Consider the following 9,943-nt stretch of genomic DNA (forward strand, 5'->3'; position numbering starts at 1 on the left):
CGATCAGGTCAGCTCGGCGATCAGGCGCGGCGTCAGCAGGGCGGAGCGGCGCAGGTCGAGCACCGGATAGGCCTCGTCCTCGACCAGCCGCTCGACGGTGAAGTCGGGCTCCAGCCGCTTCAGGCGGTGGACCACGTCGATCGCCGATTCCATCCGGCCGGAGTGGGCGTAGAGCGCGATGAGATAGCGCAGCGGCGGGTGGAAGTCGGGCGCCGTGGCGGCGGATTTGCGCGCCCAGTCGAGCGCCTCGTCCAGCGCGCCCCGCGTCGTCGCCGTCATCGCGCAGCCCATGTCGAACCAGTGCAGAAACGGCGTGTTGCCCGAGATGTGCCGCCCGATCATCTGCGCCCGGTGCGCCAGCTTGGCGTTGCCGTGATAGAGCGCCGCCATCGCCAGCCCGTCCCAGGCGAAGGGGTTGGCGCGGTTCGCCCGCAGCCCGCGCTGGGCGTATTCCATCCCCGCGGTCGTGTCGCCGCCGAGGACCAGCGCCGCATGGGTCGCGGCGGCCAGGACCATGGAATTCGTTGGTTCCAGTTCCAGAGCGCGCGCGGCCATCGCCTCGGCCTCTGCGGCGGCGTCGTCGGTGAAGGCCGAATGCCGCTCTACCAGCATCATGATCCGCAACAGCGCGCGCCAGGCGAGGAACACGCCGCGCGGCATCAGGTCGAAGGCGGTTTCGAGGAGGCGGTCGGCCTCCAGCTGGTCGTCGGCGCGCATCGAGAACATGCGGCGCACCGCGATGCGGGCGGTAACGGAGGCATCGAACTCGTCGCCCCCGAGGCGGGCGGTGTCGGACAGCGCCTCGGAGACGCTGTCGCTGGCCTCGTGGATCAGCCGCAGGACGTTCAGGTGATCGAGCGGCGGGGCGCCCTGCATCTCGACGAATTCGGTGCCCGACCAGAGGCTGTTGCCGCCCGGCCCGGATTCCATCAGCACCCGCAGGCCGGCCATCTGCCGGTCGACGCTGGCCCGCGTGCGCAGCACCAGATCGACCTCGGCCGGCCCGGTGCCGGTGTCGCGCAGGACCTGCAGCGTGATCTGCTCGGTCAGCGCGCGGGCCACGTTGTCGGCGAAGCCTTCGGCGAAGAACCGCTCCATCCCGTCGGCCGGCGCGTCGCTGAGCATCAGGAGCCGGCGCTGCCCGTCCGGCATCTCGGTGGCGGGGGCCGGGGCGATGCGCGCGCCCTGGGCGGCGCGGCGCTCGGCCAGCCAGGCCTCGAAAGCCGGGTCGCGGATGTCGATCCCGTCGAGAAAGCGGGCGGCACCGGCCTCGGCGGGCGCATCCGGCACCGCGACGCGCGCGGGGTCCAGGCCCACCTGGCGGCGGTTCGCAAGCAGGCAATCGGCCAGCGGCCCGAGCGCGCGGCGCAGTTCCGACAGCACCTGGCGCAGGCTGGCGCCGCCCTGTTCGCGGCCCCGGTCGCTCCACAGCATGTCCTTCAGCGTCGCGCGCGGCAGCGTCATGTCGGGCGCCGTCGCCAGCAGCGCCAGCGTGCCCTGCGCCTTGGCGGAGCGCGGCGTCAGGTCCGTCCCGTCCGGCCCGGTCAGTCGGAACGGGCCGTGCAGGTCTATGCGCAGAATATGCGTCAGTGAACCAACCTTCGTGCTGCCCCAAGGATCGTGCCGACGAGCGGTAGCCGGCGTGGCACCGTGAATTTATCGTTAAATACTGGAAACTGTCTACATTTTGCTGGCGCCCGGCGGTCGCCTTTCTGCATTCCGTGTCATGTGTTTGGGACATCGCGTTTTCGAACAGGGGCGGGGACATCATGGCCACATCGGGACGAATGGGTCGCATGGGACGTATGGGTCGCATGGGCAGAATGGGGCGCATGGGCCGCATGGGCGAGTATGACGACCCGGCGCATGCCGGCGGTCCGTCCTCGACGCTGCTGAACGACGCGCTGACGACGACGCGCGACGGGACCGTCGGCTACTGGGACGGCGCCGCGCGCTACACGCCGGCCTTTCCGTTCAGCGACAGCCCCGACGACATCCTGTATCTGCAATACGATATCCGCGGCCGGCTTCTGGACCACGCGCTGCACGCCAGCATGGCCGTCGCCGGCACGCCGGCGCGGCGCGATGCCGGCGGCGTGACGCTGGGGTCGGCGGAGGTGAAGGGCTCGGGCCGGCCGGTCGTGACGATCCACCAGCCCGCGCAGGACCATTTCCGCGCGCAGCTGTCGCATCTGCGCGCCTATGCCGACCTGCGCGACGACCGGCTGGCCGAGATCAACCTGCAACTCGGCGACATCATGTCGTTCTTCGGGGCGGTCGGCTATCTCGACCCGCAGCGGCGGGCCCGCACGACGGACCTGCTGGACGCGGTGGAGCGGCTGACGGTCTTCGTGGAGATGCAGGTCAAGCACCTGTGCCGCAGCCCGCGGCCGATCGACTATGCGCCCCAGGTGCAGCCGTTGATCCAGACGCCGGATCACAGCGCCTTTCCCTCCGGCCATTCGACCGAGAGCTTCGCGGTGGCGACCGTGCTCTACCGGCTGATGGAGGGCGAGTGCGCCCATCACGGCGTGGGCGCGCAGGCGCATGTGTTCCGCGTGGCCGAGCGGATGGCGGTGAACCGGACCGTGGCGGGCGTGCATTTCCCCTGCGACAGCGCGGCGGGCGCGGTGCTGGGCTGTGCCATCGGCGAACATGTCCATGCGCTGGCCACGGGCCGCGTCCTGAAGCCGATGGCGATGGATTTCCGCGCCGGCGACGGCGGCGGCTTTGCCGATACCGAGGATTTCTCGCTGGACTGGCTGGGCGATGCGCTCGTGCCGCCGGAATTCGACCACAGGCCGGCGGATGGCGACGCGGCGACCCGCAACGCGATCCTCGCGAAGGCGTGGGAGCTGGCGGCGGCGGAGTGGCCCTAGCCCGGATTTGTGCGCGGGGCGGTCCCCGGCCGCGCCGCATTGGACGAGTGGAACCGCGGTAACGGTTCAATCGACGGGGAATGTACGGCCCGGGACGCAGGGCCGTGTCCGAGTGGCCGGAGCCGGCGTCCGCGGGTCCGGTGTCAGGTCAAAGGCGGTGCCTGCGGTGCGGGCGCCGCCTTTCGTCCAGAAGCCCCGCCGCCACGCCGGCGCCGAGCCGCGCGTCCTGGCGCGGCGGGGCCCGGAGGATCCTGGAGATGATGGTGTCGCGATCCGCGCCGGGATCGGCGGCGAGGATGTCCGCGATGGCCCGGGCGATCTGCGGTGCGGCGGCGGAGGTGCCGGAGAGCAGGCTGGTGCTGCCGGAATAGGTTCCGGCGGCCAGCACGCCGGGATGCGCGCGACCCTCTTCGCTGATCGCGGCAAGCGCGGGATTGCGCGCCGCGGTGCCGCGCGTCGGGCCGGCGGCGGTGTAGCGCGTCGGCGCGCGAGTCTCGGGATCGGCAGCGCCGGGGCGGGTGTCGTCGGCATGGCTGCCGCCGACGGCGAAGACATGCGGGCTGGCCGAAGTCGCAAAGGCGGACATCGTGCCGCCCCGGCAGACGGCCGAGCCGGAGGTCGGGCGGTCGTAGCTCTTGAGCTCCGGGTCCACGCCGCGGACCCAGGCGTCCTCCAGATAGGATTGCCGCCCGTGGATCGGATAGCCCGCGGGCGTGTCGTCGCGCTGCACGTCGCACCACAGCGGCAGGGCCGTGCGCCCGGAATTGCGGACGCTCACGCGATAGAGCCCGGCGGGCGCGCGTCGGCGGTCCGGGTCGAACCCGACGGTGGGGGCGAGGGCGAGCGTGATCCGGGTGCGCCCGGCGATGCCGGGGGACGGGCGGACATAGATCGCGCCGACGGGTGTGCTGCCGCCGGTATGCCAGGCATGGACCGCGGTGGTGCCGTCGACCGTCACGCTGTCGCCGTTGGGCGCGGTCAGCGTGATCTCGGGGTGCGCCTCCGAGGGCAGGCGCAGTTCCAGGAAGCTGACGGAATGGTCCGCCGGGCTGACGCGCCAGTCGATGCTGCGGCTGTCATCCGCCGCGATCCGGGCGGCCGCGGTCAGCTGGTCGCGGTAGGTGTTGCCGGCCGGCACGACCAGTTTGGTCGGCAACCCTTCGGCGTTTCGCGCGTCGATCAGGCGGGCCATCTCGGCTTCGAGAAAGCCGGTGCCGTCCTTCGGGCCGGCGGCGATGCCGAAGCTGAAATTCACCACGAGCGAGACGCGCGCGGTCTCGCCGCTGTCGGGGTCGGTCCAGCTGTCGGCCCAGTCGAGGATGCGCTGCAGCGCCTGGAGCGCGAAGCTGTTCAGCCGCGCGCCGGACGTGTCGAGCGTGGCGAAGGCGGGGACTTCGACGGCGACGAGGGGGCGGTCGCTCGGCGCGCTTCCCGGTGCCGCGCCGCCGGCGAGGTCCATGACATGGGTGCCGTGGGTGTCGAGCTGACCGACGGGCAGGCGGAAGCCCGGCGCGCCGTACCGGCCCGCGGCGGTGGTGGCCGGGGCGCCGGCGCGGGCGGCGGCCTCGCGGCGCAGGGCGCGGTAGAAGGCGTCTTCGCTCGGGGCGGCGGCAAGGAGGGCGTCGAGCTCGGCCTTGTCGAATTCCTGGCCGATGGCGACGGTCGCGGGCCGGCGGGTCGTGTCGACGGCCTCGACGGCCTGGACCCAGTAATGCTGCACCCGGGTCTCGCGGCCCGCGCGGAAGCGTTCGTTGGCGACGCCGATGGCGTCGTCGATCACCGCGGTCACCACGATATCGGGCCGCGCCGGCGCGTCCGCGGCCTGCGCGCCGGTGGCGGCGTTGGCCGTGCGCGCGACGAATCCGGGCGGCACCGCCATGCCGACATGCCGCACCTCGTAGAGCGGCGTGCCGTCCGGGGCCTCCAGCGCGGTGTATGACTCGTCCTCCGGGCGGTAGACGAAGAGATAGCGCAGGTGGTCGACCGGGTCGCCGGCGGGTTCGCGGGTGATCAGCCGGGCCAGGATGCGCTGGGCGTCGAGCCCGAGGGCGAGCTTGTCCGCGCCCTGGCCCAGATGGTCCAGCAGCGCCCGGGCGTGGGGCGCGTAGCGGCCCTGGGCGTCGGCGGTAAGCCGGATATGCACCGGCTGCCATGGCGGCGCCTCCGCTCCGGCCGTCGCCTGATGCGGGCGCGTGGCGTGCTCCCAGTCCTCGTAGGGCTCCACGATCGCCGCCGGCGTGCCCTTGAAGCCGCGGTCCCGTTGTGTCCAGTCGCCCACCTTCGCCTCCCGTGTCACTGTCACCCGGACAGCATGCGCGCACGGCGCCGCATGTCATCCGTCCCGGAGCGGATTGACGATGAATTGACGGAGGCGCCGGTGCAGGCGCGGTCAGGCGCCGGGCTGGTCGTCCTTGATCTCGCCGATCGTCAGCACCGGCGAGGCGTCGATCCGCTCGGCGTCGAGCATCGCCGCGACCCGTTCCAGCGACGAGACGAGCTGGGCCTGCTCCCAGTCGCGCATCCCCTCGAAGGCGCGGACGAACCGCTGTTGCAGCGCATCCGGCGCCGAGGTCGCCGTCTCGTCGCCCTTCGGCGTGATGACCACGTCCGTCTGCCGGCCGTCGGTGCGCGACCGGAACCGGGTGACCATGCCGCGCGCGACGAGCTTGTCGACCAGCGCCGTGACCGTCGCCTGGCTGACCCGCATCTGCATGGCAAGGGCCTTGGGCGTCGCGCCGGCCTGGCCGCGGGCGGCCACGATCTGCAGAACGCGAAGCTGCGCCGAGGTCAGCCCGGCCGCCTGGGCGAGAGACCGCTCATACTGCTCGGTCGCGCGCAGAATCCTGCGCAGCGCGATCAGACAGGCGTCGGTTCGATCTGGATGAGCCTCGGACATGAGGGGGATTTTATACGCAACCCCGGATCCTTCAATCCCCGAAGTACCGTGGCGTTTGTTCGACATGCTAACGAACCTATGGGGCAAATCCTTCTGCGTAAGGCAAGAAATTTGCCTCACAGGCAGGTTTTAAGGGGTTTAACAAAGAAATCTGCATCGAACGTTGAAAAGCCTACCGCGCCCCGCTATTTAGTCAGACTAACGAAATCGAGGAGCAAGCAGCCATGCCGAGAGACAGCGTTCAGAAAGACACCGCCAAACCCCGAACTCGCACGCCCCTTCTGCGCAAGCCTGAGGCGACGGACGGGGCCGCAATCTGGGAACTCATCAAGAGCTGCAAGCCGCTCGACGAAAACTCCATGTACTGCAACCTGGTCCAGGCGGATCACTTCGCGGATACCTGCGTCGTGGCCGAGCTGGACGGCGAGATCGTGGGCTGGGTCTCCGGCCACATGATCCCGAACGAGAACGAGCTGTTCGTCTGGCAGGTGGCCGTCGGTTCCCAGGCCCGCGGCCTGGGGCTTGGCAAGAAGATGCTGATGGCGCTGATCGCGCGCGAGGAATGCGCCGGCGCCACGCATCTGAAGACCACCATCACCGCCGACAACGACGCCTCCTGGGGCCTGTTCAAGAGCTTCGCCAAGGCCGTCGGCGGCGCGCTGACCGACGAGCCGCACTTCACGCGAGACGACCACTTCGACGGTCATCACGCGACGGAGCACATGGTGACCATCACGCTGCCCGAGACGGTCGCGTTGAAGGCCGTGGCGTAACCGCCACCGCCTCCCGACCGTACCGGCACGACAAGATTCCGAAAGGTAGACCTATGCCCAAAGACCAAACCCCCACTGGTGAATACGAGATATTCGAACGTCGCGAGAGCGAAGCGCGCAGCTACTGCCGCGGCTTCAAGACGATGTTCAAGAAAGCGAGCGGTTCCGAGCTGACCGACGACAAGGACCGCACCTATATCGACTTTCTCGCCGGCTGTTCGTCGCTGAACTACGGGCACAACGACCCGGACATGAAGCAGGCGCTGATCGACCACATCTCGCGTGACGGGATCGCCCACGGGCTGGACCTGCACACCGATGCGAAAAGCGACTTCCTAAAGACGTTCGAGGAGAAGATCCTCAAGCCGCGCGGGATGGACCACAAGCTGATGTTCACCGGCCCGACCGGCACCAACGCCGTCGAGGCGGCGATGAAGCTGGCGCGCAACGCGACCGGCCGCGAGAACATCATCGCCTTCACCGACGGCTTCCACGGCGTCACGCTGGGCGCGCTGGCCGCGACCGGGAACGGCTATCACCGCGGCGGCGCCGGCATCACGCTGAACGGCGTGACGCGCGTTCCATTCGACGGCTACATGGGCGAGAATTGCGACACGACGACGATTCTCGAGGCGATGCTGCAGGACGGCTCGTCCGGCGTCGACGCCCCGGCCGCCATCATGCTGGAGACCGTGCAGGGCGAGGGCGGGCTCAACGCCGCCTCGACCGAATGGGTCCAGCGCGTGGCCGAGCTGGCGAAGGAGCATGGCGCGCTGCTGATCGTCGACGACATCCAGGCGGGCTGCGGCCGCACCGGCACCTTCTTCTCCTTCGAGAAGATGGGCATCGAGCCGGATATCATCACGATGGCGAAATCGGTCTCGGGCTTCGGCCTGCCGATGGGCCTGGTCCTGGTGCGCCCGCAGCACGACGTGATGGGCCCGGCGGAGCATAACGGCACCTTCCGCGGCAACACTCATGCCTTCGTGACCGCCCGCGTGGCGATCGAGAAGTTCTGGTCTGACGATACGTTCGAGAAGGAGCTTGCCGAGAAGGAGAAGATCCTGAGCGGTGCCATGGACGAGCTGGCGGGCATCGTCGGCGACACGGCGCGGCTCAAGGGCCGCGGCCTGATGCGCGGCGTCGATGTCGGCTCGGGCGAGCTGGCCGAGGAAATCTGCGGCCGGGCCTTCGAGAAGGGGCTGGTCGTCGAGACCTCCGGCTCGGACGACGAGGTGGTCAAGATCCTCGCGCCGCTGACGACCCCGACGGAGACCTTCCGCAAGGGGCTCGACATCCTGCTCGAAGCCGCGCGGGAAGTCGTTGAAAACCACAAGACGGCGGCGGAGTGACACCATGATCGTAAGAGACTTCGACGATATCGTGAGAGACGCGCGCGACAGGGTGATCTCGGACGCGCACTGGTCGAGCGTGCGGATGCTGCTGGCCGATGACGGGATGGGGTTCTCCTTCCACATCACCTTCCTGGAGGCGGGATCCGAGCACACGTTCGAGTACAAGAACCACTTCGAGAGCGTGTACTGCATGCAGGGCAAGGGCTCGATCACCGATCTGGCCACCGGCGAGACGCACCAGATCAAGCCGGGCACGATGTACGCCCTGAACGAGCACGACCGGCACACGCTGCGCGCCGAGGAAGAGCTGATCATGGCGTGCGTGTTCAACCCGCCGGTCACGGGCAAGGAAGTGCATCGTGAAGACGGCTCCTACGCCCCGGCCGACGAGATGGCGGACTGAGATCCGCCGCTCTGCGCCGCACTGACACTCATACGCGAACGAACGGACCCATGACCTGTTCAAACCATACCGTCGAGAAGATTGGCGGAACCTCCATGAGCCGTGTCGACGAGTTGCGCGACACGCTCTTCGTCGGGGACCGGGAAGGCGACGACCTCTACAATCGCGTTTTCGTGGTCTCTGCCTTCGGCGGCATTACCGACCTGCTGCTGGAGCACAAGAAATCCGGCGAGCAGGGCGTCTACGGGCGCTTTGCCAATGCCGATACCGACCACGGCTGGCACGAGGCGCTGGACAAGGTGGCCGAGGCGATGCGCGAGGCGCATAACGGCGTGCTGACCCATGCCGCCGACAGCGAGCGCGCCGACGAGTTCGTGCGCGAACGCATCGAGGGCGCGCGCAACTGCCTGATCGACCTGCAGCGGCTGTGCTCCTACGGCCACTTCCGCCTGTCCGAGCACATGCTGCAGATCCGCGAGCTGCTGTCGGGCCTGGGCGAGGCGCATTCGGCCTACACCACCACGCTGCTTCTGCAGCGCGCCGGCGTGAATGCTCGGCTCGTCGACCTGTCGGGCTGGCGCGATCAGGGCGACGTGACGCTCGACGACCGGATCCTTGGCGCCATGGAGGGGGTCGACCCGGCCACCGAGATGCCGATCGTGACCGGCTACGCGCAATGTGCCGAAGGGCTGATGCGCGAGTTCGACCGCGGCTATTCCGAGGTGACGTTCTCGAAGATGGCGGCGCTGACCGGCGCGCGCGAGGCGATCATCCACAAGGAATTCCACCTGTCCTCGGCGGACCCGAAGCTCGTCGGCAACGACGCGGTGCGCAAGCTCGGCCGGACCAACTACGACGTGGCCGACCAGCTGTCGAACATGGGTATGGAGGCGATCCACCCGAAGGCGGCGAAAACGCTGCGCCAGGCCGAGGTGCCGCTGCGGGTGACCAATGCGTTCGAACCCGAGGATCCGGGCACATTGATCGACGACCAGCCGGCCGAAGAGGCGGCGGTGGAGATCGTCACCGGGCTCGACATCATCGCGCTGGAGCTGTTCGAACAGGACATGGTCGGCGTGAAGGGATACGATGCCTCGATCCTCGACGTGCTGACGCGGCACGACGTGCGGATCGTGTCGAAGGTGTCGAACGCCAACACGATCACCCACTATGTGGACGCATCGCTGAAGTCGATGCGTCGGGTCGAACGTGACCTGGCCAAACTGTACCCGTCGGCGCGCATCTCGTCGCGGACGCTGTCCATGGCCTCGGTCATCGGGCGCGACCTGCGCGGGCTGTCGGTGCTGACCCGCGGCCTGCAGGCGATCGCCGATGCCGGGCTGGAATCGCTCGGCGCAAGCCAGGGGCCGCGCAATGTGGACGTGCAGTTCATCATGGAACGCGAAGATCTGAAACCTGCGATCAAGGCGCTGCATGGCGCATTGGTAGAGGAGCAGACGAGCGCCCACTTAAAGGTGGCGTGACCCTCTGACTTCTCGATTTCGTGGACCCCGCCCCGGTATGGCTGCCGGCGGCGGGGTTTTCCTTTTGCGGAGTGATGTGTCAGGATTTTCTAGAAAATCCTGCAGAACAGAGCTTTCTAGAAAGCTCTGCGGGGCACGATCTTCTGGAAGATC

The 9,943-nt window shown here is 68.8% G+C and carries 8 protein-coding genes; 5 read left to right on the top strand and 3 right to left on the bottom strand.

Translation table 11 applies throughout. The features are described from left to right. Positions 1-3: 3 nt before the first annotated feature. Positions 4-1,464 carry an AfsR/SARP family transcriptional regulator gene (locus P1J78_RS00790; protein WP_275565400.1) on the bottom strand — a complete coding sequence of 487 codons (1,461 nt, stop codon included), beginning with the start codon at positions 1,462-1,464 and terminating at the stop codon, positions 4-6. Between the two features lie 350 nt (positions 1,465-1,814). On the opposite strand from P1J78_RS00790, the gene P1J78_RS00795 reads away from it, so the two are divergent. Further along, on the top strand, positions 1,815-2,879 hold the full coding sequence (locus tag P1J78_RS00795) for a phosphatase PAP2 family protein (protein ID WP_275565401.1): 1,065 nt from the start codon (positions 1,815-1,817) through the stop codon (positions 2,877-2,879). Positions 2,880-3,027: 148 nt separating this feature from the next. Here P1J78_RS00795 and P1J78_RS00800 read toward each other — a convergent pair whose 3' ends face one another. Both P1J78_RS00800 and P1J78_RS00805 read right to left on the bottom strand, forming a co-directional pair. After that, positions 3,028-5,181, bottom strand: a complete 2,154-nt coding sequence (locus tag P1J78_RS00800) for a S8 family serine peptidase (protein WP_275565402.1) — start codon at positions 5,179-5,181, stop codon at positions 3,028-3,030. A gap of 87 nt (positions 5,182-5,268) precedes the next feature. Next, entirely contained in the window at positions 5,269-5,775 is a 507-nt protein-coding gene (locus P1J78_RS00805) for a MarR family winged helix-turn-helix transcriptional regulator (protein WP_275565403.1), read from the bottom strand. Between the two features lie 224 nt (positions 5,776-5,999). Here P1J78_RS00805 and ectA point away from each other — a divergent pair, with 224 nt between their 5' ends. The 4 genes from ectA to P1J78_RS00825 are packed head-to-tail and all read left to right on the top strand — an operon-like array spanning position 6,000 to position 9,790. Beyond that, positions 6,000-6,548 (top strand): diaminobutyrate acetyltransferase, encoded by a 549-nt coding sequence (gene ectA, locus P1J78_RS00810; protein ID WP_275565404.1) that lies wholly within the window; start codon positions 6,000-6,002, stop codon positions 6,546-6,548. Between the two features lie 53 nt (positions 6,549-6,601). Then, positions 6,602-7,900, top strand: coding sequence for a diaminobutyrate--2-oxoglutarate transaminase (gene ectB / locus P1J78_RS00815; protein ID WP_275565405.1), 1,299 nt, complete (start codon positions 6,602-6,604; stop codon positions 7,898-7,900). A gap of 4 nt (positions 7,901-7,904) precedes the next feature. Further along, positions 7,905-8,306, top strand: coding sequence for an ectoine synthase (locus tag P1J78_RS00820; RefSeq protein WP_275565406.1), 402 nt, complete (start codon positions 7,905-7,907; stop codon positions 8,304-8,306). Positions 8,307-8,356: 50 nt separating this feature from the next. Next, positions 8,357-9,790, top strand: a complete 1,434-nt coding sequence (locus tag P1J78_RS00825; protein WP_275565407.1) for an aspartate kinase — start codon at positions 8,357-8,359, stop codon at positions 9,788-9,790. The last annotated feature ends 153 nt before the right edge of the window (positions 9,791-9,943 follow it).

The sequence above is a fragment of the Psychromarinibacter sediminicola genome (assembly GCF_029168335.1).
Classification (GTDB): domain Bacteria; phylum Pseudomonadota; class Alphaproteobacteria; order Rhodobacterales; family Rhodobacteraceae; genus Psychromarinibacter; species Psychromarinibacter sediminicola.